A 1,521-nucleotide genomic window follows, 5' to 3' on the forward strand; every position below is an offset into this window, starting at 1 on the left:
CCAGGTCCAGCCCTGCTCGAAATGTCATCCTTCATCGACCTTCGATGTGCAGCTGTTCTCGGATAGCATGTCGCGGAGGGCAGCGGCATTCCTGAACTCCCGCTTCCGTCCGAGTCGTGGAGTGGGTCCGAATCAAAGTCTTCGATGCGATGGCGCGGGGGCTTCCCGTGTCCGAGGCGAACGAGCGCCAGGTCGCGCAGTTCGTCAAGCAGCAGCGTCTGCCCTACCCGTCTGTCGGTCCGGATGTCAGGCATTGCGCTGACATCCGGACGGGAGGCTCCAAGGCAGCGCGAAAGGCGATGGTTCCTGGACCGGTGGTCCTGCGTTGGGCGTTCCAACTCGCCGCCGCGCAGGCCCAACGCCACGTGGACGCCACGCCGGGAGCCACTTCACCGGCGACATCCTCCGCCGCCCCAGGAAACCGCTGGGGTTCCAGGGAGTTGGCGAGTGACCCCGACAGGAATCGAACCTGTGGCCTGCGGTTTAGGAAACCGCCGCTCTATCCAACTGAGCTACGGGGTCGTGCCAACAAACGCCTGAAACAACGGCGCTTTCTAGCAAGAGCCCCGGGGTACCTCAAGCACCACGTACGTCCCCCCTCGCCCGGCTGCCCAAGCGCACCGAATCCGGTCGAATTCCGGCAGATCGACACCGGGTACGTCCCTGCTGGACCCTACGTACGGGTTCGCGGCACCGACCGCCAGGGCTCCGTCCACCCATCAACAGATCGCCCGTCCACGCCGTGGGCCACGGGACCCGGCGTGAACCGCGCAGAGGCCGGGCGCCCCCACATTCCTGGGATGGACCTGCCCGTAAGGCCTCGCTCACGCTGGGTCTCCACCCAGGAGCGTCACCAGCGCTCAGTCCCTGGAGCACCCGCCAGGATTCCCGGGGGAAGGCACCATGCTGGCTCCACTGACGCTCGCGTTGCTCCTGCGCCACCTCGTCGCGGCCTGGTTGGGGCGTCGCGACGCGGATGCCCCCGCACCCACGCAGCCCCTCGAGGAGTCGTGAATGCAACCAGGACCGTCCTGCCGTGTGGCACTGCTCTCCACCCTGCTCGCCCTGACGGGCTGCGGAGGCAATGCCGCCCCCGAGGCCCTCCCCTTCGCAGACGACCGCTTCCTCCTCGACGACGCGGGGGGTGACCCGGATGGCGGAGCGTCCGAGGACGCGGGAGAAGAGGACGCAGGCGAGGAGGACGCGGGCGAGGAGGACGCCGGGAGCGAGGATGCGGGCAGCGAGGACGCCGGCACCGATGAGGACGCTGGAACGGGCGGCGGCCCCACCAACCCTGGCGGCCCCAACGGCCCGTACATCTGCCCCTACTTCCTCAACGTCGAGACGACCTATTACAGCGACGGGTACTACACCTACTCGGTCGGCACCGACATCTGCCGCTGCGGCGTGGGCTACAAATCCGGCGTCGAGACGAACTGGTACCTCACCTTCGACTTCGGCCACTGTTGAGCGACGCTCCGGCCCGCGCTCCTCCTCGAGCGCGGGCCGTGTTCCCTCCAC

The 1,521-nt window shown here is 67.9% G+C and carries 1 protein-coding gene and 1 tRNA gene; one reads left to right on the top strand and one right to left on the bottom strand.

From position 1 onward, the window contains the following. Nucleotides 1-448 precede the first annotated feature (448 nt). Nucleotides 449-522, bottom strand: a tRNA-Arg gene (locus K8625_RS20485). 492 nt (nucleotides 523-1,014) lie between these two features. Between K8625_RS20485 and K8625_RS20490 the strand changes: the two genes are divergently transcribed. Next, nucleotides 1,015-1,470, top strand: coding sequence for a hypothetical protein (locus K8625_RS20490; protein WP_223783649.1), 456 nt, complete (start codon nucleotides 1,015-1,017; stop codon nucleotides 1,468-1,470). The last annotated feature ends 51 nt before the right edge of the window (nucleotides 1,471-1,521 follow it).

Source organism: Myxococcus sp. AS-1-15, assembly GCF_020037055.1.
Taxonomy (GTDB): Bacteria; Myxococcota; Myxococcia; order Myxococcales; family Myxococcaceae; genus Myxococcus; species Myxococcus fulvus.

Coding starts and splice junctions, on each gene's coding strand:
- K8625_RS20490 (WP_223783649.1), top strand. CDS start 1,015: ATGCAACCAGGACCGTCCTGCCGTGTGGCACTGCTCTCCACCCTGCTC.